The organism is Streptomyces sp. ADI95-17, assembly GCF_003846175.1.
GTDB lineage: Bacteria > Actinomycetota > Actinomycetes > Streptomycetales > Streptomycetaceae > Streptomyces > Streptomyces sanglieri.
In genome coordinates, this window is the sequence record NZ_ML123045.1 from 1,196,629 (window position 1) to 1,218,076 (window position 21,448).

A 21,448-nucleotide genomic window follows, 5' to 3' on the forward strand; every position below is an offset into this window, starting at 1 on the left:
CGCACCGTTCCCGAATGCGGTGATTCTCACCGGTTTCTCATGACGGGCCGGGACGCCCGGGGGCGATGAAACCCGACTCGTACGCTGCGATCACGGCCTGGGTGCGGTCCCGTGCGCCGGTCTTCGCGAGCACCGCCGCCACATGCGTCTTCGCTGTCGCGGGCCCCACGCCCAGCCGCCCGGCGATCTCCGCGTTGGTCAGCCCCGTCGCCATCAGCCGCAGCACCTCCGCCTCCCGGTCGGTGAGCCGGGACGCCCACTGCGGAGGCTCGGGCTCCTGTCTCCGGTACTCGGCCGCGAGCGCCCGTACCGCCGACGGGAACAGCAGCGTGTCGCTGCGGGCGACCAGCCGCACCGCCCGCACGAGGTCCTCGGCGGCCACTCGCTTCAGCAGGAAGCCGGCCGCCCCGGCGACCAGCGCGTCGTACACGTAGGAGTCGTTCTCGAAGGTGGTGACGACGATGATCCTCGGGGGCCGGTCGAGCGTGCCGAGGATCTGCTCGGTGGCCCGGATGCCGTCGGTCTGCGGCATCCGCACATCCATCAGCACCACATCGGGGCGCAGCTCCCGCACCACGGATACCGCCTCCGCGCCGGTCGCCGCCTCGCCGACGACCTCCAGACCGGGTTCCGCGTCCAGGATGACGCGCAGCGCGGTGCGCACCATGCGTTCGTCGTCGGCGAGGACCACCCGGACCGTCGTGCTCATCGGCTCTCCTGTCCGGTCCTGCGCAGAGGGAGGCGGGCGGCCAGCCGCCACCCGCCGTCGTGCGGTCCGGCCTCCGCGCGGCCGCCCAGCAGCACGGCCCGCTCGGCGATGCCGCACAGCCCGCGGCCGCCCCCGGGCCGCACCACCGCGGCCCGCTCCGGCAGTGGACTGTCCATGATGATCGCCAGCTCCGCCGCCCGCACCGTGACCCGCAGCTCCACCGGCACCCCGTGCCCGCCGTGCCGCAGCGCGTTGCTCAGCCCCTCCTGGACGATCCGGTACGCCTCCCTCGACACGGCGGCCGGGACCGTGCCGGTATCGCCCCGCACGGCACAGGAGACGGGAACCCCGCAACGCTCCAGCAACCCGTCCAGCGCGTCGAGCGCCGGACCGGTCGCCGCGGACCTCCCGTGGTCCTCGCCGCCGCGCAACAGGCCCAGTACGGAGTCGAGTTCGCCGACCGTGCGCCGGGTGGTCTCCTCGATCGCGGTCAGCGCCTCGCGGACGAACTCCGGGTCGATGTCCAGGACCCTGCGGGCCGCGCCCGCCTGGAGGGTGACGGCGCTCAGCGCATGGCCGACCGAATCGTGCAGCTCCCGGGCGAGCCGGTTGCGCACCGCCAGATCGGCCGCCCGGCGTTCCGCCGCGGCCAGCCGGTCCTGAGGCGTCGGGCCCAGCAGCACCGGCGCCCGGCCGGCCAGCAGCGCTCCGGCCAGCGCCGCGCACCCGGCCGTCGCCACCAGGATCGCGAGTCCGGCGAAGGGGAGCAGGGCGAGAATCCACGGCCGGTCCAGCGCCTCGGGCAGACCGAAGACCCGGGAGTCGCGCATCGATTGCGAGAACGGCAGCGCCATGATCGTCCCGGCGAGCGGGGGCATGGCCAGCGTCAGGCCACTGACGATGCCGCCGAGCGCGAGGTGGAGGGTGAACCAGCCGACGGTGCGCACCTGCGCCTGTTGGGTCCTGGCGGGCCCGTCGGCGAGCGGCCGGTCGCCGGGGACACCGCACAGCGCACGGGCCGCGGCCACCGAGAGCTGCCGGGCCGGTGCGAAGAACGCGGTGACCGCGGCCATGGGCAGGGCGCAGACGAACGCGGTGAGCTGGTGGGAGAGGGGCGAGAAGGGGCCGGGGTCCGGTCGGAGCCGGCCGATGATCACCAGCGCCGCCAGGAAGTACGGCATCAGCAGCGCGCCGCCGATGATCAGGTGCAGCCAGCGCAGCCGGGCCCGGTGCCCGAACAGCAGCGTCACGCGCGGGCGCCGGAGGGCCGTGCGGCAGGCGTCGCCCGGGGGCGGCCCGGCGGCCGGACGGGCGCGACGGCCGCGCGTTCCGAGAGGAAGTGCCCGCCGAGGGTGACCACCAGCGCTCCGAGCAACATCTGGACACCGTAGGTCAACATCATCGCGGGCGTGGTCTGTTCGGAAGGGTTCCCGGCCGTGGCCAGTGCGGCGAGGCTCATCCACCCGCCCCAGCAGGCCGAGGCCGCGGAGCCGCCCCAGGCCAGGGCGAGCGGCACGGCGAGGGGGAGCGCGGAGCGGCGGCGGAAGGCGAGCAGCAGCACACCGGAGGCGGCGACGGCGGGGAAGAGGGCGTTGAGCGCTTCCATGACGTACGAGACGTGGTTCCGGTCCGCGATCGCGCCCTCGGCGACCCCCGCGGTCGAGCCGGTGGCCCACACCAGATGCATGACGGCCGGTGCGAGGGCGAGCAGCGTGGCGATGGCCGCGGTGGTCCGCAGGGCAGGTCCGGTCGGGCTCGGCGGAAGGTCCCGCAGCGCGCCCCTCCACAGATGGCCCCAGCGGTCCCGGGCGTACAGCGCGAAGAGGGTGCCGAGGGCCAGGCCTTGGAGGATGAAGCCGCCGTAGACGACGCCGAAGACCCAGCCGTCCAGGAAGGAGGGACCGCCGCTCCCTGGACCGTCCCCGTGGGCCAGGCCGACCACCAGCTGCAACGGGTACCCGGTCATGATCGGCAGCAGCAGCCCGGACGCCACCCACATGGGCAGGACGAGCAGCCAGGCGGGCACCCGCCGCCCCCACGCCCGGGTGAGCAGCAGGGCGAGGACCACGACGGCGCTGTCCATAAGGATCGTGAAGCCGTTGGCGACGACCATCGTGGTGCGGTGGTCGAGCAGCGGGCTGCCGACGGGGATGCCGACGCGGCTGCCGAGGATCCAGGCGGTCTTGAGCGCGATGTACGGCAGGGTGGCGGCGATCGCGAGGGCGCGGAGCGCGGCGCGGGCGCCCGGCCGCGGTGCGGCGGCGGGCGGAGACGACGGTGTCTGTGTCATGACCACCACGCTCCCGTGCGGTCCGCTCCAGCACGTCGTGCCCTGTGACGATCCGTCTCCGCCGCGCGGCGGAGACGGATCGTCGTCAGGTCATCCCGGCAGCGTGAACAACAGTTCGTCGGTCTCCGCGCCGCGGGCGTGCGCGTATCCCTGGTCCTTGCCGGTGACGGTGGATCCGCACTTCTCCAGCACCCGGCGCGAGCCGGTGCTGTCGGCGGCGGCCCGTGCGTGCAGCGGGCGCTCCGGTACGGCGTCGAGCAGCGCCGGCAGCGCGGCCGTCGCGAGCCCGCGGCCCCACCGCGCCCGGTCGGTCTCCATGGGTCAGAGCCTCCGGGTGGCGAGCGTCAGCCGGTCCCGGGCGTCGAACAGCGCGTCCTTCACCATCTGCTCGTGCGCGGGCGTGAGCCGGGCGACCGGTACCGAGCAGCTGATGGCGTCGCGGGCGGGGGTGCGGTACGGGACGGCCACGCCGAAGCAGCGCAGCCCGAGGGTGTTCTCCTCGCGGTCCACCGCGTACCCCTGCTCGCGGATGAGGTGCAGCTCCTCGATCAGCTTCTCGCGGTCGGTGATGGTGTGTTCGGTCAGTGCGGGCAGCGTCTCGGGGAGCAGCTTGCGGACCTGCTCGTCGCTGTGGGTGGCCAGCAGCGCCTTGCCGAGCGAGGTGGAGTGCGCGGGCAGCCGGCGCCCCACACGGGTGAAGGGGCGCAGATAGTGCTGGGACTGCCGGGTGGCGAGGTACACCACGTTCGTCCCGTCGAGCCGGGCCAGGTGGATGGTCTCCGTGGTGTCGTCAGAGAGCCGGTCCAGGGTGGGGCGGGCCACCGCGACGACCTCGTCGCCGTCGATGTACGAGGTGCCCACCAGCAGGGCCCGTACGCCGATCCCGTACCGCGTGCCCGTCGCGTCGGTCTCCACCCAGCCCAGCTCCACCAGCGTGCGCAGCAGCATGTACAGGCTGGACTTGGGATAGCCGACGGCCTCCTGCACCGCGGCGAGCGAGTGCATGCCCGGCCGCCCCGCGAAGTATTCGAGCAGTTCCACCGTCCGCACGGCGGACTTGACCTGTCCCCCACCGGATTCGGCAACCGACATCGCCCCACGCCCTTCCAGCCCACTCACGAAACCCTGAGACTTCTCGCACCCGACGACTTCTCGAACCGGGCGACTTCCAGAACCGGGCGGCTTCTTGCCAACATCGAACGCCCGGAAATAGAGTCGCTTCATATTCACGATCAGGAACAATGTTCAGAATACCGAACAAACTCTGATGTGCGGCAGTGGAGCGGAAGGAATCACGGTGGCAGCAGCACCAGTCTGGAGCGTCGACCCCCGCACCGGGAACCCGCGTGAGCAGGTTGCGGTGGAGGCTACAGCGGAGGAGATCGACCGTGCGGTCCGGGCCGCCCACGCGGTACGTGAATCGCTCGCCGACCGCACCGTGCGCGCCGCCTTCCTGCGTATCGCGGCCGATCTGCTCACCGAGGCCGGGGAGCACGTCATCGAGGCCGCCGACGCCGAGACCGCACTCGGACCGGCCCGGCTGACCGGCGAACTCGCCCGCACCGCCGCCCAGTTGCGGGCCTTCGCGGAGGTCGTCGACGAGGGCGCCTACCTCGACATCCACATCGACCACGCGGACGCCACCCGCACCCCGCCCTGGCCCGACCTGCGCCGCTACAAGATCCCGCTCGGTGTCGTCGCCGTCTACGCGGCCAGCAACTTCCCGCTCGCCTTCTCCGTCCCCGGCGGCGACACCGCGAGCGCGCTGGCGGCCGGCTGCCCCGTCGTCGTCAAGGCGCACCCCGACCACCCCGCCACCTCCGAACTCTGCGCCTCCGTGCTGCGCAGGGCGGCGGCCAAGGCCGGCCTGCCCGAGGACGTACTGACCCTGGTGCACGGCTTCGACGCCGGCGTCGAGCTGATCCGGCACCCGCTGGTCGCCGCCGCCGGCTTCACCGGCTCGGTACGCGGCGGCCGCGCCCTGTTCGACGCGGCGGCGGCCCGCCCCCGCCCCATCCCGTTCCACGGCGAGCTGGGCTCCCTCAACCCCGTCGTCGTCACCGGGGCGGCCGCCGCCGAGCGCGCCGAGGAGATCGGCGCCGGGCTCGGGGGCTCGATGACCATGGGCGCGGGCCAGTTCTGCACCAAGCCCGGCTTCGTCCTGGCCCCGGCCGGTGAGGCCGGCGACCGGCTGCTGGAGTCGCTGATCGCCGCGGTCAGCGACACCGAGGCCGCGGTCCTGCTCGACCACCGGATGCGCGACGCCTTCCTCGCGGGCGTACGGACCCGGGCCGAACTCCCCGGCGTCCAGGCCCCGGTCACCCCCGGCGCGGGCGGCGACCACACCGTCTCGGCCGGCTTCCTCACCGTACCGGCGCAGCTGCTCACCGCCGAGGGCCCGCACGACGAGCTTCTGGAGGAGTGCTTCGGCCCGGTCACCGTGGTCGCCCGCTACACCTCCCACGACGAGGTCACTGCCGTGCTCTCCCGGCTCCCCGGCAACCTCACCGCCACCCTCCAGACCGCCACGGACGGCGCCGACGCCGACGCCCCCGGACTCCTCGCGGCCCTCACCCTGCTGGCCGGCCGGGTCCTCGTCAACGGCTGGCCGACCGGCGTCGCCGTCGCCCCCGCCCAGCACCACGGCGGCCCCTACCCGGCCACCACCTCCACCTCCACCTCGGTCGGCGCCACCGCGATCGAGCGCTGGCTGCGCCCGGTCACCTACCAGACCACCCCCGAGGCCCTGCTCCCGCCGGAGCTCCGCGAGGACAACCCCCAGGGTCTTCCCCGCCGGGTGGACGGACGCCGCGCGTGACCCCGCACCTGCCCGAACTCCCCTTCGCGCTCGGCCCGTTCGGGCCCGATGGCGACTGGACGTACGAGGGCGGCGTACTGACCGGCAGGGCGGGCGCCCGCCAGGACCGGTTCGTACCGCCGGGCGGCGCCGGCCTCGACACCGCGAGCGACGCCCCCCGCCTGCTCGGCGCCGCGCCCCGCGGCGACTTCCAGCTGATCGCCCGGGTCCGGGTCGGCTTCGCTGCCGCCTTCGACGCCGGGGTGCTCTACCTGCACGTCGGGGAACGGGAGTGGGCCAAGCTCTGCCTGGAGCTCTCCCCGGACCACCCCACCGTCTGCACGGTCGTCACCCGGGGCCGCTCCGACGACGTCAACTCCTTCACCGTGGACACCGGCACCTGCTGGCTGCGCGTCAGCCGCACGGGCGACGCGTTCGCCTTCCACGCCTCCGCCGACGGCGAGAAGTGGACCTTCGTCCGCGTCTTCGCCCTCGGCGACCCGGAGCGCGCGGCCGACGCCTCGGTCGGCTTCCTGGTCCAGTCACCGACGGGCGAGGGCTGCGAAGCCTCCTTCGACCGGATCGAGTTCCGCACGACGGGTCCGGACGACCTGCGGGACGGAAGCTGATGACCGCCCGGACGGGGGAGGTGTTCGGGACCGGCCGCGCGGTGTCCGACATCGAGACGCTGCTCGCCGGTCCCGTGCCGGCCGCGGGGCCCACGGCCGACGAGGGGGAGCCGGACACCGGGGAGTGGTCCGCGACCGCGGGCGAGGGCTTCCGGATCGTGCCGCTCTGGGAGAGCGACGACCTCGTGGGTGTGTACGAGCGTGCGTGGGAGGAGGCCGAGGAGGCCGCCTCGGGTCATCTCGCCGATCTCGTGGGCGAGTTGGACCGCCGGTGGGGCGCCCACCGTACGGTGGGCATGCGGGTGCCGATCTTCCGCGACCTCGCGGGTGAGCCCCTGCCGCCGTTGTACCGGGCGCTGTGCGACGCGGACTGTCTCGGGGACCTGAGGGTGTGGGGGCCGGTGGACGACCGGTGGGTCGCGGTCTCCCTCAACCAGTGCGACGGCGACGCGCCGATGATCCTGGTCGCGGTGGTCGCCGACCGGCCGATCGTCGAGCTCGACGACCAGGACGGCTGAGCGGCCCGGGAATGAGAAGCTCCGCTCCCGCGTTGTGCACGGGAGCGGAGGGTGGCTCCGCACCCGAGCGGTACGTACGAGGACACGGAGAGAAGAAGAGACATGCGCGTCGAGATCTGGAGCGACATAGCCTGCCCCTGGTGCTACATCGGGAAGGCCCGCTTCGAGAAGGGCCTGGCGGGATTCGCCCACCGCGACCAGGTCGAGGTCGTGCACCGGTCCTTCGAGCTCGACCCCGGCCGTGCCAAGGGCGACACCGCGCAGGTCATCGACATGCTGGCGCAGAAGTACGGGCGCACCCGCGAAGAGGCGCGGTCCATGGAGGCGAACGTCGCGGCCAACGCGCAGGCCGAGGGGCTCGGCTACCTCACCGAGGGCCGTGACCACGGCAACACCTTCGACATCCACCGGCTGCTCCACCTGGCCAAGGCCCGCGGCCGCCAGGACGAGCTGCTGAGCCTCGCCTACCGGGCGAACTTCGCCGAGGAGAGGTCCGTCTACGACAGCGGCGTGCTGGTCGAGCTGGCCGTCGAGGCCGGGCTCGACGCCGACGAGGCGCGCGCCGTTCTCGCCGACCCGGAGGCGTACGCGGCCGAGGTGCGGGCCGACGAGCGGGAGGCGTCCGAGCTGGGCGCCAACGCGGTGCCGTTCTTCGTGCTCGACCGGCGTTACGGCATCTCCGGCGGCCAGCCCGCCGAGGTCTTCGCGCAGGCGCTGGAGCAGGCGTGGAAGGACCGCCCGCTCACCGCGATCGGCGGCGACGCGGCGGCGTGCGACGCCGACGGCGCCTGCGAGGTCCCGCAGGCCGGCGGCAACGCCTGAGGTTCGTCCCCGGCGCCATGCGCAAACGGTGCTGTCCCGGCGCCATGCACAGGCAGTGCTGTACCGGCACCACGCATAAGCGCTGCTCGGGTGTTCCCCTCGGCTTCTCGTGATTGACCGGGAGGTGAGGGGGCCCCAGGCTGGGCGCATGGAGACTACTTCGCTCAGCAGTGCGGTGGACGCCGAGTTCGCACCGGGGACGACCTACCTCAACACCTCCACCTGCGGGCTGCTGCCCCGGCGGACCGTGGCGGCCGTGCGGGCGCTCGCCGAGGCGATCGGCTCGGGCAGCCGGGCCGATTCCGGCGACTTCGAGGCGGTGGAGGCGGCCCGGTCCGGCTTCGCCCGGCTCTCCGGGGTCGACGCCGACCGGGTCGCCGTCGGCAGCTCGGTCGCCGTGCATGTCGGGCTGGTCGCCGCCGCACTGCCGCCGGGGGCCGAAGTCCTGGCACCGGAGGGCGAGTTCAGCTCCGTCGTCAGTCCCTTCGCGGTCCGCGGCGACCTCAGGATGCGGTACGCCCCGCTGGACCGGCTGGCCGACGCGGTGGGGCCGGACACCGCGCTCGTCGCCCTGTCCTCCGTGCAGTCGTCCAACGGGCGGATCGCCGACCTGAAGGCGGTGCGGGCGGCGGCCGGTGCCCACGGTGCCCGGACGCTGCTCGACACCACCCAGTCGGCCGGCTGGCTGCCGCTGGACGCCGGGGAGTACGACTACACCGTCACCGGCGGCTTCAAGTTCCTGCTCTGCCCGCGCGGTGCGTCGTTCCTCACCGTCACCGAGGAGGCGCAGCGGACCCTGCCGCCGCTCTTCGCCGGCATGTACGCCGCCGCCGACCCCTGGAACAGCACCTACGGCCCGGTCGGGCAGCTCTCCGGGACCGCGCGCCGCTACGACGAACCGCCCGCCTTCCTCTCGTACCACGGCGCCGAACAGTCCCTCGCGCTGCTGAACGAGGTCGGTGTGGACGCCGTCCACACCCACGCCACCGGGCTCGCCGCCCGCATGCGGGCCGGGCTGGCCGGGCTCGGGCACGAGGCGGTGCCGGGGGAGTCGGCGATCGTGGCCGTGCCCGGACTGGGCGAGCGGGAACCGGAGCTCGCGCGGGCCGGCATCGTGGTCTCGAACCGGGCGGGAAGTCTGCGCGCCGCCTTCCACCTGTACAACACGCAGGCCGATGTGGACCGGGCCCTGGACGTGCTCGCCGGCTGACGCCGCCCGCCGGAGTGGATCAGCCGGGGGAGCCGGGGCAGTCCCCGGCTTCCCCGGCCTCCCGGCAGAGGTTCGCCTCGACCTTGGCAAGCAGCCGGGTCAGCTCCTCGCGTTCGGCGGGTCCGAGGCCGGCGAGGGTGTGGTCCTCCAGGTCCGTCCAGGCCCGCTGGACGTCGGAGTGCAGCGCACAGCTGTCGTCGGTGGCCTCGACCAGGACGGCCCGCCGGTCGTCCGGGTCGGGGCGGCGGCGCACGTGCCCGGTCTGTTCGAGGCGCTGGAGCATCTTGGTGACGGTGGAGGGGTCGAGGTCGACGGCCTTGATCAGCTCGGCCTGGCGCACCGCACCGGCATCCCACAGGCACATCATCAGGAACTCCTGGCCCGGGTAGAGCCCGAGCCCCTTGAGTAGCCTGCCCGCGGCGATCCGGTGCAGCCGGGCGACCCGGGCCAGCGCATGGCTGACGGGGCCGCCGAGGGCCGCGCTCGGCAGGTCCGGACAGGCGGGGTCTGCGGGTCCGGCGGGTTCGGCCTTCATGGGGTGACTCCTCGGGGCGACGCTCCGGACCCGGCTCCGATGCCGGGCTCCGGCGGCTTTCCACCCACTTTACATTGGCCGGCCAAGTAATGGGTTACAGTGGCGTCGGCGCAGATAATTGGCCGACCACATAAATAGTCCGGGAGTCCCCATGACCACCGCATTCGACCCCATCGCCCTGTCCGGCACCCGGCTCGCCAACCGCATCGCGATGGCTCCGATGACCCGCAGCCGCGCCGGTGAGGGCGGCACCGCCACGGATCTCGTCGCCGAGTACTACGCCCAGCGCGCCTCGGCGGGCCTCATCATCACGGAGGGCGTCCAGCCGTCGGTGGTGGGCCAGGGCTACCCCTCCACCCCCGGGCTGCACAGCGCGGAGCAGGTCGCCTCCTGGCGCAAGGTCACCGACGCGGTGCACGCGGCGGGCGGCCGGATCTTCGCCCAGCTGATGCACGCGGGCCGGATCGGCCACCCGGACCTGCTGCCGGACGGGCTGACCCCGGTCAGCGCGTCAGCGGTCAGGCCCGCCGGCCAGCTCTTCACCGGCACGGGCATGGCGGACTTCACCACCCCGCGCGAACTGACCGGCGACGAGGTCCGGCAGACCGTCGCCGACTTCGCGGCGGCCGCCCGCAACGCGATCGACGCCGGCTTCGACGGGGTCGAGCTGCACGGCGCCAACGGCTACCTCATCCACCAGTTCCTCGCCCCCAACACCAACCTGCGCGACGACGAGTGGGGCGGCTCGGACGAGGCCCGCATCCGGTTCGCCGTCGAGGTGGTCAAGGCCGTCGCCGCCGAGATCGGCGCGGTGCGGACCGGGCTGCGGATCTCGCCGGGAAACCCGTACAACGACATCGACGAGCCCGCACCGGACGCCGTCTACACCGCGCTGGTACGGGAGATAGAGCCGCTCGGCCTCGCCTACCTGCACGTCCTGGAGGCGGTGCAGATCCGCGAACTGACCCTCGCGCTGCGCAAGCAGTTCTCCGGCACCTTCGTCCTCAGCGCGCTGACGGACGGGCCGACCGGACCGGACGACCACTCGTTGGTCGACGACGGGCTCGCCGACATCATCGCGTACGGCGCCCTGTTCATCGCCAACCCGGACCTGCCGGCCCGGCTGAAGGCCGGCGGCCCGTTCAACACCCCGGACCCGTCGACGTTCTTCGGCGGGGGCGCGAAGGGGTACGTCGACTACCCGGCGCTGGACGACGTCCAGGTCCAGGCCGTTCAGGAACAGGGTGGTGGCGTCGGCTGAGGTGAGGTCGACGGCCGTCGAAGCGGGAACGAGCCGTCGAATCGGGAACGAGGGGGAAGCTGCCGGGGCGCGAACTCGGGGGCCTTTTTTGGGGGCTCATCCGGTGCTTCACCCAGCGGGCGAGTTCCTCGTCCATCGCCCGGACGAGTCCCCGGGCGGCCAGCTTGTCCAGGATCTGCTGATGCTTCACGGCACCGATTCCCGCAACATCCCGGACCGGGCCGCCCGCGGGGCCCGCCGCTCCTGGACTATTCCCGGCCGGACTCGTCCAGCGGGGCGCTGCGCCACTTCCACGAGGTGACGCGCGGGTGGCCGGGCAGCTCGCCGCGGCCGGTCGCCCAGAGCAGTACGGCCCACCGGTCGGCGTCCTTCGGGGCGTCCGGGAACAGCCGGGCCAGCGCCCGGTCGCAGATGCCGGCGGGCGGGGTCCAGCCGCCCCCCAGGCCCGCGGTGATGTCGTGCGCGTGCAGCAGGGTCTCCACGACCCCCATCGCGGCGAAGCCCTCCGGGTCGGACACCCCGTAGGAGTGGTACGCGCGGAGTCCGGGCGGGGCCGTCCGCACCATCGATTCGAGCAGCGCGCCGCATGCCTCCAACGTCCGCAAGAGCCCCGCGGTTCCGGCCGACCGGTCCGCGAAGACCGCGTTCTTCGGACCGCCCTCACGGTCGGCGCTCCAGCGGTACGGGACGTAAGCGTCCAGTGGCGGCTGCCGCAGGCCCAGCTGGGCCGCATAGGAGAACAGGTCGTCGCTCAGATGCTCGGCGGTCTCCCAGCAGGTCCACTCCAGCGTCCCCGCCGGGGCGTGCCAGTCGTCCCCCGGGTACTCCCGGAGCGCGGCGATCGCGAGACGTACCGCGGTGGTCACGTCGTCCGCCGTGACCGGCAGCCGGGCCCCGGTCAGGGCCGCCCGCTCCGCCGCACCGCACTCGACGCAGAACTCGTTGCCCTCGGGGTCGCCGAGCGTCGCCCAGCCCCGCCCGTTCGGTTTGCGGTGGTCGGCGACGAGGGTGGCGCCCAGGCCGAGCAGCCGCTCGACCTCCTCGTCCCTGGTCCGGTCCTGAGGCTGGATGTCCAGGTGGACGCGGTTCTTGCCGTTCCTGGGCTCCGGCACCCGGATGAAGAGCAGCGCGGCACCGGGGGATTCGAGGAGCACCTCGGGATCACCGGGGGCGTCCTGGCCGGAGACCGGGGCGTCGAGCACCCCGGACCAGAAGCGGGCGAGTCCGTAGGGGTCGGAGCAGTCGATGGTGATGTGCCGTACGAGTGAGGTCATGGGCCTTACCTTCGCCGTCGGCCTCCGTTCCGGTCCAGCGATTTCGGGGCCGGCGGGGCGGAGCGACGAATACCGCTCCGCTCCGCCGGCGGGTCACCTCAGCGCACCGGGGTGAAGTCCCTCGCCCCGATGAACTCCGGGCGCCGCGCCGGTGCCGCGAACGGCTCCTCGGCGGCGTTGTCCACGCTGTTGAAGACGATGAAGACGTTGCTGCGCGGGTACGGGGTGATGTTGTCGCCCGAGCCGTGCATGCAGTTGCAGTCGAACCAGGTCGCCGAACCCGCCTTGCCCGTGAAGAGCTTGATGCCGTGCCGGTCGGCCATCTTCGTCAGGGCCTCGTCGGACGGGGTTCCGGCGTCCTGCATCTTCAGGGACTTCTTGTAGTTGTCCCTGGGCGTCTCGCCCGCGCAGCCGAGGAACGACTTGTGCGAACCGGGCATGATCATCAGCCCGCCGTTGGTGTCGTGGTTCTCGGTCAGTGCGATCGACACGGACACCGCCCGCATGTTCGGCAGCCCGTCCTCGGCGTGCCAGGTCTCGAAGTCCGAGTGCCAGTAGAACCCCGAGGCGCCGAAGCCCGGCTTGACGTTGATCCGGGACTGGTGGACGTACACGTCCGAGCCGAGGATCTGCCGGGCCCGGCCCACCACCCGTTCGTCGGCGACCAGCCGGGCGAAGACCTCGCTGATCCGGTGGACCTCGAAGACCGACCGCACCTTCTGCGACTTCGGCTCTATGATCGAGCGCTCGTCGGCCCGCACCGCCGGATCGGCGATCAGCCGGTCCAGTTCGGAGTGGTAGACGGCGACCTCGTCGGGGGTGATGAGCTGGTCGACGGTGAGGAAGCCGTCGCGCTCGAAGCCCTGGAGGTCCCGCACCGCCACCGGGCCGGGGGCACCGGGCGGCGACCAGATCACCGGGTCCTGGCGAGGGGTGGTCATCTCGGCTGTGCCGCGCGTGGGGTACAGATCGGTGCGTACATCGGTGGTCATGGTTCAGCCCTCCTCGGTCAGCAGCGGGTAGACGCCGCTCTCGTCGTGTTCCTCCCGCCCGGTGACCGGCGGGTTGAAGACACAGACGCAGCGGAAGTCGGTCTTCGGGCGCATGGTGTGCCGCTCGTGACCGTCCAGCAGGTACATCGTGCCCGGGGTGATCCAGTACTTCTCGCCGGTCTCGTCGTCCGTGAGCTCGGCCTCGCCCTCGACGCACAGGACGGCCTCGATGTGGTTCGCGTACCACATCGACGTCTCGGTGCCCGCGTACATCGTGGTCTCGTGGAGCGAGAAGCCCACCTTCTCCCGGGCGAGCACGATGCGCTTGCTCTCCCAGGTGCCGGAAGCGGCCTTCACATGCCGGTCGGTGTTCTCGATGTCACTGAACGATCGGACGATCACGGTGGGTCGGTGCCTTTCTCTCTGCGGTGTCCTCCGCCGTGGTGTGCTCCACCGCGGCGACTTCCGCTGTGCGGTTTCTCGTCGGGGCCCGCTTCGGCGGCGGGCCGGGGTGGCTCAGGCGGTGTCGCGGACCGCGCGGGCCAGCGTGCGCAGGCCCTCGTCCAGCTCGTCGGGGGTGGCGATCAGCGGCGGCAGTAGCTTCACGACCTCGCTGCGCGGGCCGGAGGTCTCCACCAACAGCCCCAGTTCGAAGGCGCGGGCGCAGATCGCGGCGGCGCGTGCCTCGTCCGTGAACTCCACTCCCCAGACCAGGCCCCGGCCCCGGTACCGCGCGCCGAGAGCGGTGTGCTCGTCGCAGATCGAGAGCAGCGCCTGCTCTACCTGCTCGCCCCGGGCCAGGGTCTGCTTCTCCATCTGGCCGTCCGCCCAGTAGGCGTCCAGCGCGGCGGCGGCCGTGACGAACGCCGGGTTGTTGCCGCGGAAGGTGCCGTTGTGCTCGCCCGGCCCCCAGATGTCCAGCTCCGGGTTGAACAGGCAGAGGGACATGGGCAGTCCGTAGCCGCTGATGGACTTCGACAGGGTCACGATGTCGGGGACGATGCCGGCCTCCTCGAACGAGAAGAACGACCCGGTGCGTCCGCAGCCCATCTGGATGTCGTCGACGATCAGGAGCATGTCGCGGCGGTGGCACAGATCGGCCAGCGCCCGCAGCCACTCGGGGCGCGCCACGTTGATGCCGCCCTCGCCCTGGACGGTCTCGACGATCACGGCGGCGGGCTTGTTGAGCCCGGAGCCCTGGTCCTCCAGGAGCCGTTCGAACCAGAGGAAGTCGGGCACCTGGCCGTCGAGGTAGTTGTCGAACGGCATCGGGGTGCCGTGCACGAGCGGGATGCCGGCGCCGGCCCGCTTGAAGGCGTTGCCGGTGACGGCGAGCGAGCCGAGCGACATGCCGTGGAAGGCGTTGGTGAACGACACGATGGACTCGCGCCCCTTCACCTTGCGGGCCAGCTTCAGCGCCGCCTCGACCGCGTTGGTGCCGGTCGGGCCGGGGAACATCACCTTGTACGGGAGATCGCGCGGGCGCAGCACGTTGTTCTGGAAGGACTCCAGGAAGGTGCGCTTGGCCGTGGTGGCCATGTCCAGGCCGTGGGTGATGCCGTCGCGTTCGATGTAGTCGATCAGCGCGCGTTTCAGCACCGGGTTGTTGTGGCCGTAGTTGAGCGACCCCGCACCGGCGAAGAAGTCGAGGTAGCTGTGGCCGTCCTCGTCGGTCAGCCGGGCGCCCTGCGCACGGTCGAACACGGCGGGCCAGCCGCGGCAGTAGCTCCGTACCTCCGACTCCAGGGTCTCGAAGACGCTCAGCGCGGGCGGGGTGATGGTCACAGGGGATCTCCTGCTCAAGAGGGGGGTGGGCGGCGGTGCGGGCGTGCTCGGGCGTGGCGGCGCCCCGTCGGTCCGGGCCGGGACGTACGGGTGTGGCGGTGGCCGGGCGGGCTCAGGCGTGGAACGGGCCGATGCGGTACAGGACTTCGGACAGGTGGTCGCCCTCGGGGAACAGCCCGCCGTCGAAGAGCACCTCGCGGTCCAGGGCCACGTCGTGGCGCTGCGCGTAGGAGGTGAACAGCCGGTCCGACGCGGTGTTGTCCGGGGTGATGGTCGTCTCGACCGAGGCCAGGCCCTGTGCGGCGGCGACCCGGGAGGTCAGTGCGTCCAGCAGCTTTCCGGCGAGCCCCGCCCCGCGGTGGGCGTGGTCGACGGCCACCTGCCAGACGACGAGCGTCCCGGGACGGTCCGGCCGTACGTACCCCGTCACGAAGGCGACGGGCTCACCGGTCTCGCCCCGGGCGACCACGGAGGTCGCCGCGAAGTCACGGCACCACAGCAGGTAGCTGTACGAGGAGTTGAGGTCCAGGACCTCGGAGTCGCGGGCGATGCGCCAGATCGCGGCCCCGTCCTCCACTCGTGGGGTGTCGATGGTGATGAATTCGTTTTGGGCACTTGCAAAATCTGCTGGTGCGGCGGTCATGCAAATTGAATTTACCCAGCAAATTTCCAAATTGCATCGAGGAGAAGGGTTGGGCGGGATGGTCTTCTGTGTTATCACGCGGGCGCGTGCCCCGGCGCGATCGGACCGCGATTTCTTACGTTTTGGTGGCTATTTATCCGGCATAACGGTCGTGATGTGGAGTCGGTCACATGGTTGTAACTCTCGGGCGACGCAACGGAATTGTGTGGTTCGGGTCCGCGCGGAGACTCTGGGAACTCGGGTGTTTAGGGTTCGGGAAACCGGGCAGAAGAATGCGGGGAGCTGCTCTGAATAAAGCAGCTCCCCGCATTCGGAAGATATTGGCGCCCGGCCCGGATTTATTCGCTCGGCCAGGTTTCCGAAACGGCCTTGCGGGCAGCTTCGAAGTCGACCTGCCGGCCCGTATCGGCCAGCGCCGCCCCCAGAGCCGCGAGCGAGGACCGCACCGCGCCCCGCGTCGCATCCACACCGTAGTGATTGACCCGGATCATCTCCTTGGACAGCGCACCCCCGCCCGCGATCAGCGGCAGCGAGGGGTCGGCCGCGAGCGCCCGCGCGACCAGCTCGGCGGCGTCGACCCCCTCCGGGGCGCGCAGCGTCGTCGCGACCGGCGCCGCCTCCGCGGCCTCGTGGACGTACGGCGAGAGGCCGCCGCCGAGCGCCACCGCACCGGCCCGCGTCGCCGCGGCGGCCGCGGCGTGACGTGCCATCAGCGCGTCCAGTCCCTCGGTCTCGATCCGCTCCACACAGGCCTCCAGCGCCAGCATCTCCAGCTGGGCCGGCGCGTGCAGCAGGGCCTTGCGGCCGCCGTCGATCCAGCGCTCCTTCCAGTCCAGCAGCGAGAGGTAGGAACGGCGCGGAGCCTCGGGGTTGGCGGCGATCCGCTCCCAGGCGCGCTCGCTCACCGACACCGCGGACACCCCGGCCGGGCCGCCCATCGCCTTCTGCGCGCCGATCACACAGAGGTCGACGCCCCACGCGTCCGGCAGCAGCGGCTCGGCACCCACCGAGGCGACGGCGTCCAGCATGAACAGCGCCCCGTGCGAACGGACCACCTCGCCGATCTCGGCGACCGGATTGGTGTTGCCGGTCGCCGCCTCCGCGTGGACCAGGGAGACGAAGTCGATCTCCGGGTGCTCGGCCAGCGCCCGCGCGACCTGGTCGGCGGTGACCGCGGTGTGGAACGGAACGGCGAGATCGACGACATGGGCACCGCAGTCCCGCAGCCAGTTGCCGAAGGTCTGCCCGTACGGACCGGTGACGACGTTCAGCGCGGTCGAGCCGGGCCGGGCGCCGCCCCGGATGCAGCCTTCGAGGGGGAGCAGTGCCTCGCCCTGCATGATGACGACGTCCTGCTCGGTGGCGAGGAGGCCGGCCACCCGCTTCTCGATGGCCGCGAAGTGCGCGGCGGTGAGCGGGGCGAGGTCGAGGAAGGGGTGCGTCACGGTGGTGCTCTCTTCGGGTCGGATCGGGTCGGTGCGCGGTGTCGCGTACGGGCGGTGCTTCCGTCGAAGCGTACCCAGGGCCGTGAGGGGAGCCGGGGCCCGTACGCCGCCTCGTACAGTGCTGCCCATGAGTGATCACAAGGCATCGCAGGTGCTGCACGTGAAGGGACGGGTGCTCGTCGGTCCCGACGACGTCCGGGACGAGCTCTGGGTGGTCGACGGGCGGATCTCGTACGGGAGGCCGGCCGGCGCGGACGGGGCGGTGACCGTCACCGGCTGGGTGCTGCCGGGTCTGGTGGACGCCCACTGCCACGTCGGGCTCGACCACCACGGCGCCGTGGATGCGGCGACCAGTGAGAAGCAGGCCCTCGCCGACCGGGAGGCGGGTGCGCTGCTGCTGCGGGACGCGGGGTCGCCGGCCGACACCCGGTGGATCGACGACCGCGAGGACCTGCCGAAGATCATCCGGGCCGGCCGGCACATCGCCAGGCCCCGCAGGTACACCCGCAACTACGCCCATGAGATCGAGCCGGACGAGCTGGTCGCGTACGTCGCGCAGGAGGCGCGCCGCGGTGACGGCTGGGTGAAGCTGGTCGGCGACTGGATCGACCGGGAGGTCGGCGATCTGACCGCCTGCTGGCCGCGCGAGGCGGTCGAAGCGGCCATCGCCGAGGCGCACCGGCTCGGCGCCCGGGTCACCGCGCACTGCTTCGCCGAGGACTCGCTGCGCGATCTCGTGGAGGCCGGGATCGACTGCGTCGAGCACGCCACCGGGCTCACCGAGGACACCATTCCGCTCTTCGCCGAGCGAGGGGTCGCGATCGTCCCCACCCTGGTCAACATCGCCACGTTCCCCTCGCTCGCGGCGGGCGGCGACGCCAAGTTCCCCCGCTGGTCGGCACATATGCGGCGGCTGCACGAGCGGCGCTACGACACGGTCCGCTCGGCGTACGACGCCGGGGTGCCGGTCTTCGTCGGCACCGACGCGGGCGGGGTGCTCGCCCACGGGCTGGTGGCGGACGAGGTCGCCGAACTGGTGAAGGCGGGCATCCCGGCCCTGGACGCGCTGTCCGCGACGACCTGGGGCGCGCGGCAGTGGCTGGGGCGGCCGGTTCTGGAGGAGGGCGCCCCGGCGGACCTGGTGGTGTACGACGAGGACCCGCGGGCGGACGTACGGGTGCTCGCGGCACCTCGGCGGGTGGTCCTGAACGGGCGGGTGATCGGCTGAGTCCGGCGGCCCGTGACCGGGGTGCGCCGTGTTGACGGGCAGTTACCGAACCCCTGCCCCGTCGTTGAGACACTTTCGCGCGCACCCCGGCGCAGTCGGCTGCGGCGCGGTGAGCGCTCAGCGGATCGGGTGATCCGGAGGAACGAACGTACCGAGATATTCGAATACAGGCACGGAAACCCCCCTTTGGGGTGAACTCACGTCAGGTGTCCGCCAGTTCACCCTCCGTGCGTAAAGCTTTCGGGGTCGAGGCCACCGGAGCTCTCGATGTCCCCCATTGGACGGCACCGGTGGCTCCATGTCTCTTGTGGGGGTTCCACCACTTTGAACAGCAACACCTTCCGCCTGGCCGCCCTGGCGGTCGCTGCCGCTCCCGTCGCGCTGCTGGTCGCCGCCCCGGCGCAGGCCGCCACCGCGACCACCACGACCACGGGTGGCGGCAGGGCGAGCGCGGTCGTGCTCCGTACCGCACTCGACGTCTCGCTCCTGAACAAGACGGTCGACGTGCCGCTCAGGGCCACGCTCAACGAGGTGCACGCACCCGCCGACGCCAAGGAGACCGCGCTCAGCGTGCGGCTCGACGGTGTGGACGGCGGCCGGCCGGTCAGTGTGCTCGCCGCCGATGTGGCGACCGCGAAGGCGACCGCCGACAAGCACCGGGCCGAGGGCTACAGCAATGTGGCCAAGGCCCGGGTCCATGTGCCCGGACTGCCGGTGCTCTCGCTGATCGAGGTGGAGAAGGTCACGTCCAAGGCGGTCTGCGAGGTGGGCCGGAAGCCGGTCGCCGAGTCGAACGTGCTGGGGCACGTATCGGTCCTCGGCAAGCGCATCGACCTCACCGCGGGCGGCACCACGCAGGTCAAGGTCCCGGCCGTCGGTGAGGTGACCCTGGACCTCTCGAAGACGCACACCACCTCGCGCACCGCCGCGGCGACCGCGTTGCAGCTGAAGGTCTCCGTCAACCCGCTCAAGCTGAACGTCGCCGATGTACGCGGAGAGATCACGCTCGCCGAGGCGACCTGCGAGACGCCGAAGTCGACCGGGCCGGGCAACGGCGACAACGGCGGTACGAGCAACGGCGGTACGAGCAATGGAGGCACGAGCAATGGAGGCTCCAGCGACGGCGGATCCAGCAATGGCGGTTCGAGCAATGGTGGTTCGAGCGGCGGTGGGTCCACCGATGGTGGTTCGAGCGATGGCGGTTCGACCAGCGGTGGGTCCGGTGACGGCGGCAACGGCGGAAGCGGTGGCAACAGCGACGGCGGGGTGAAGCCCCAGACCGGCACCGGCAACGAACCGGCCGTCGACTCGAACCTCGCGGAGACGGGCAGCAGCTCCGCCACCCCGTACATCGCGGGTGGCGCGGCCGTACTGCTGGCGGCGGGCGCCGGGGCCGTGGTCGTGGCCAGGCGGCGCGCCCAGGGCTGATCCCTCCGGGAGACCTGAGGGGGGCAGTAGGGGAGCGGGAGCGGGGAGTGGCGTACGTGTGACGGTGCGCCGCTCCCCGCGGCCGCGCGACGGAGCGTGGGCAGCGGCAGGCCGTCAGCACGCGACCCCACCAGCAGCGGAGGCCGTCAACGTACGACCCCCACCAGCAGCCGCAGGCCGTCAGCGCACGGCCGCGCCCAGCGTCTGCAGCGCCTGGTCGAACGCCTGGAGGAAGCGGTTGGTCGTGGCGCGGTCGCGCACGGCCAGCCGCAGCCACTCCGGACCGAGCCCGGGAAACGTATCTCCTCGCCGCGCCGCGAACCCCAGCATCCGCAACCGTTCCCGTACCTCCGCGGCCTGTTCCAGCCGGACCAGGACGAACGGCGCCTCGGCCGGCTCCGCCACCCGCACCTCGGTGAACTCCCGGAGCCCCGCCACCAGATGGGCCCGGTCCACCGCGATCCGCTCCGCGGCGGCGGCCGCCTCGGCCAGCGCCCGCGGCTCCATGCACGCCTCGGCGGCGGTCAGCGCCGGGGCCGACACCGGCCACAGCGGCTGGGTCTCCTCCAGCGCGCGGACGGTCCCCGGATCGGCCAGCACATAGCCGATCCGCAGCCCCGCGAGCCCCCAGGTCTTGGTGAGGCTCCGCAGCACGACGAGCCCGGGGACGTCCGTACGCCCGCACAGGGTCTCGCGCTCGCCCGGCACCGCGTCCATGAACGCCTCGTCGACCACCAGCGTCCGGCCGGGACGGGCCAGCCGCTCCACCAGCGCCGCCGGATGCAGCACCGACGTGGGGTTGGTCGGATTGCCGACCACCACCAGATCCGCGTCCTCGGGCACCGCCGACGGGTCAAGCCGGAATCCGTCCTCGGCCCGCAGCAGCACCCTCCCCACCTCGTGCCCGGCCGCGCGCAGCGCCGCCTCCGGCTCGGTGAACTGCGGATGGACCACGACCGGGCGACGGACCGGCAGCGCCCGCGCGATCAGCACGAACGCCTCCGCCGCACCCGCCGTCAGCAGCACCCGCTCCACCGGCAGCCCGTGCCGGTCCGCGACCGCTGCCCGGGCGGGCCGGCCGTCCGGGTAGGCGGCGAGCGAGCCCAGCGACCCGGCTATCCGCTCCCTCAGCCAGGCCGGGGGAGTACCGGCCCGTACGTTGACGGCGAGATCGGTCAGATCCCGGTCCCGTCCCCGTACTTCCGCGTCACCGTGGTGCCGCAGATCGTGCGCGCCCGCGCCTGTCGCGTCGGGATTTTCAGTGGGAGTGTGCATGACCGCCGTGGGGGGATGGTGGTGATGGCCGTCGTCGTGGGTACGGGAGGCCGGCTGCCGCGGCCGTCCCGGTCGATCCTCTGAGTACGGCAGAACGACTATGCGCCCGGCACCGGGCTTCACGCAACGGTCGGGACGGGGAGGTGCGTCCGCTGTCGCGGGCGTCACGGACGGCCGTCAGGGCGGACCGCGGCGCGCCACCGCACAGGTCACCATCGGCGCCCGCCCCGTCGGGGCCGACTTCCGCTTGGGCACCAGCAGCTCACCGCCCGCCGCGAGCGCGGCGGCCTCCGCGACCGACGGCGCTCCGAGCGCGGCGAGCGGCGCGCCGGACGGATTGGGCACCTCGATCCGGGCCAACTCCCCGGCCGGGTACGTCCGCAGCGGTACGCCGAGCGCCTCGGCGGCGGCGACGATGCCCGGTTCGTCCGCCTTGGCGTCCACGGTCACCAGCTCCGCGATGCCCACCGGCGAGAGCCCGGCCGCGCGCAGGGTGTCCCGGACCAGCCCGAGGATCTCCTCGACCGGCGCGCCCCTGGACGCGCCGATTCCGACGGAGAGCGACGCGCCGAGCCCGTCGGCGGGCGGCGCGGCGGGCGCGTCGGCT

The 21,448-nt window shown here is 72.6% G+C and carries 19 protein-coding genes and 2 pseudogenes; 8 read left to right on the plus strand and 13 right to left on the minus strand.

Going from position 1 to position 21,448, the window contains the following annotated elements:
* Positions 1-37: 37 nt before the first annotated feature.
* The 5 genes and pseudogenes from EES42_RS13425 to EES42_RS13445 form a co-directional block, all read right to left on the minus strand.
* Positions 38-709 carry a response regulator transcription factor gene (locus EES42_RS13425; protein ID WP_124718353.1) on the minus strand — a complete coding sequence of 224 codons (672 nt, stop codon included), beginning with the start codon at positions 707-709 and terminating at the stop codon, positions 38-40.
* Positions 706-1,959: a sensor histidine kinase gene (locus EES42_RS13430; protein WP_241196367.1), complete on the minus strand. Its 1,254-nt coding sequence runs from the start codon at positions 1,957-1,959 to the stop codon at positions 706-708. The genes EES42_RS13425 and EES42_RS13430 overlap by 4 nt, the downstream gene beginning before the upstream one ends.
* Entirely contained in the window at positions 1,956-2,999 is a 1,044-nt protein-coding gene (locus tag EES42_RS13435; protein ID WP_124718354.1) for a hypothetical protein, read from the minus strand. The genes EES42_RS13430 and EES42_RS13435 overlap by 4 nt, the downstream gene beginning before the upstream one ends.
* Positions 3,000-3,089: 90 nt before the next feature.
* A pseudogene (locus tag EES42_RS13440) lies at positions 3,090-3,308 on the minus strand (GNAT family N-acetyltransferase); the annotation flags it as partial.
* 12 nt (positions 3,309-3,320) lie between these two features.
* A complete protein-coding gene (locus tag EES42_RS13445) occupies positions 3,321-4,091 on the minus strand; it encodes an IclR family transcriptional regulator (protein ID WP_124718356.1) in 771 nt (256 codons plus the stop codon).
* Between the two features lie 205 nt (positions 4,092-4,296).
* Between EES42_RS13445 and EES42_RS13450 the strand changes: the two genes are divergently transcribed.
* The 5 genes from EES42_RS13450 to EES42_RS13470 all read left to right on the plus strand — a co-directional run bounded on the left by EES42_RS13450 (position 4,297) and on the right by EES42_RS13470 (position 8,975).
* On the plus strand, positions 4,297-5,817 hold the full coding sequence (locus tag EES42_RS13450; protein WP_277426119.1) for an aldehyde dehydrogenase (NADP(+)): 1,521 nt from the start codon (positions 4,297-4,299) through the stop codon (positions 5,815-5,817).
* Entirely contained in the window at positions 5,814-6,425 is a 612-nt protein-coding gene (locus EES42_RS13455) for a DUF1349 domain-containing protein (protein WP_124718358.1), read from the plus strand. The genes EES42_RS13450 and EES42_RS13455 overlap by 4 nt, the downstream gene beginning before the upstream one ends.
* The gene (locus EES42_RS13460) at positions 6,425-6,943 is read left to right on the plus strand and encodes a hypothetical protein (protein WP_124718359.1); all 519 of its coding nucleotides are present in this window, start codon (positions 6,425-6,427) and stop codon (positions 6,941-6,943) included. The genes EES42_RS13455 and EES42_RS13460 overlap by 1 nt, the downstream gene beginning before the upstream one ends.
* Before the next feature lie 102 nt (positions 6,944-7,045).
* Positions 7,046-7,765, plus strand: a complete 720-nt coding sequence (locus tag EES42_RS13465) for a DsbA family oxidoreductase (protein ID WP_124718360.1) — start codon at positions 7,046-7,048, stop codon at positions 7,763-7,765.
* Positions 7,766-7,913: 148 nt separating this feature from the next.
* On the plus strand, positions 7,914-8,975 hold the full coding sequence (locus EES42_RS13470) for an aminotransferase class V-fold PLP-dependent enzyme (RefSeq protein WP_124718361.1): 1,062 nt from the start codon (positions 7,914-7,916) through the stop codon (positions 8,973-8,975).
* A 19-nt stretch (positions 8,976-8,994) separates the two neighbouring features.
* Here EES42_RS13470 and EES42_RS13475 read toward each other — a convergent pair whose 3' ends face one another.
* Entirely contained in the window at positions 8,995-9,510 is a 516-nt protein-coding gene (locus EES42_RS13475; protein WP_124718362.1) for a MarR family winged helix-turn-helix transcriptional regulator, read from the minus strand.
* Between the two features lie 151 nt (positions 9,511-9,661).
* Here EES42_RS13475 and EES42_RS13480 point away from each other — a divergent pair, with 151 nt between their 5' ends.
* Entirely contained in the window at positions 9,662-10,771 is a 1,110-nt protein-coding gene (locus tag EES42_RS13480; RefSeq protein WP_124718363.1) for an alkene reductase, read from the plus strand.
* Positions 10,772-11,019: 248 nt separating this feature from the next.
* Here EES42_RS13480 and EES42_RS13485 read toward each other — a convergent pair whose 3' ends face one another.
* The 6 genes from EES42_RS13485 to EES42_RS13510 all read right to left on the minus strand — a co-directional run bounded on the left by EES42_RS13485 (position 11,020) and on the right by EES42_RS13510 (position 16,910).
* Positions 11,020-12,045 carry a VOC family protein gene (locus tag EES42_RS13485; protein WP_124718364.1) on the minus strand — a complete coding sequence of 342 codons (1,026 nt, stop codon included), beginning with the start codon at positions 12,043-12,045 and terminating at the stop codon, positions 11,020-11,022.
* 98 nt (positions 12,046-12,143) lie between these two features.
* A complete protein-coding gene (gene thpD, locus EES42_RS13490; protein ID WP_124718365.1) occupies positions 12,144-13,037 on the minus strand; it encodes an ectoine hydroxylase in 894 nt (297 codons plus the stop codon).
* Between the two features lie 3 nt (positions 13,038-13,040).
* Positions 13,041-13,439, minus strand: a complete 399-nt coding sequence (locus tag EES42_RS13495; protein WP_124718366.1) for an ectoine synthase — start codon at positions 13,437-13,439, stop codon at positions 13,041-13,043.
* A gap of 114 nt (positions 13,440-13,553) precedes the next feature.
* Entirely contained in the window at positions 13,554-14,822 is a 1,269-nt protein-coding gene (gene ectB / locus EES42_RS13500; RefSeq protein ID WP_124718367.1) for a diaminobutyrate--2-oxoglutarate transaminase, read from the minus strand.
* 112 nt (positions 14,823-14,934) lie between these two features.
* Entirely contained in the window at positions 14,935-15,465 is a 531-nt protein-coding gene (gene ectA, locus EES42_RS13505; RefSeq protein WP_266494959.1) for a diaminobutyrate acetyltransferase, read from the minus strand.
* Between the two features lie 338 nt (positions 15,466-15,803).
* The gene (locus EES42_RS13510) at positions 15,804-16,910 is read right to left on the minus strand and encodes a pyridoxal-phosphate-dependent aminotransferase family protein (protein WP_124718368.1); all 1,107 of its coding nucleotides are present in this window, start codon (positions 16,908-16,910) and stop codon (positions 15,804-15,806) included.
* Positions 16,911-17,037: 127 nt separating this feature from the next.
* Here EES42_RS13510 and EES42_RS13515 point away from each other — a divergent pair, with 127 nt between their 5' ends.
* Positions 17,038-18,138: an amidohydrolase family protein gene (locus EES42_RS13515; protein ID WP_241196368.1), complete on the plus strand. Its 1,101-nt coding sequence runs from the start codon at positions 17,038-17,040 to the stop codon at positions 18,136-18,138.
* A gap of 324 nt (positions 18,139-18,462) precedes the next feature.
* Positions 18,463-19,566 (plus strand): SCO1860 family LAETG-anchored protein, encoded by a 1,104-nt coding sequence (locus EES42_RS13520; RefSeq protein WP_124718369.1) that lies wholly within the window; start codon positions 18,463-18,465, stop codon positions 19,564-19,566.
* Positions 19,567-19,746: 180 nt separating this feature from the next.
* Here EES42_RS13520 and cobC read toward each other — a convergent pair.
* Positions 19,747-21,405 (minus strand): annotated as a pseudogene (gene cobC / locus EES42_RS44695) (Rv2231c family pyridoxal phosphate-dependent protein CobC); the annotation flags it as partial.
* Positions 21,406-21,448 lie beyond the last annotated feature (43 nt).